We start from the raw sequence: 256 nt of genomic DNA on the forward strand, positions 1-256 counted from the left end.
GTTAATCATTGGGTTCGGCACGGTGCGCGCTAATTCCTGCGCCGGCACGCCTTTCTGCGACTCCTGAGTCAGAATGCGCACGCGGTTTCCCGGCAGGTCTTCAAACAGCCAGGCGTGGATCACGTCCAGACGCGAATTTGCATCCCCTTCTACCCAGCCGTGCCACGCGATACGCGCGGCTTCGCCCTCCACGGGCGGAACATACTCCGTCACCTGCGCCTCAACCGGGAAGCCAAAGGTGGTGAAGCGGAAGCGG

1 protein-coding gene is annotated in these 256 nt (G+C 62.5%); it reads right to left on the reverse strand.

Going from position 1 to position 256, the window contains the following annotated elements; all coding sequences use genetic code 11:
* Positions 1–256 (reverse strand): SRPBCC family protein (locus tag FLQ44_RS22860; RefSeq protein ID WP_500692569.1); only part of this gene is annotated, 256 nt, incomplete at both ends.

It is taken from the genome of Vogesella mureinivorans (genome assembly GCF_007644035.1).
Taxonomy (GTDB): Bacteria; Pseudomonadota; Gammaproteobacteria; order Burkholderiales; family Chromobacteriaceae; genus Vogesella; species Vogesella mureinivorans.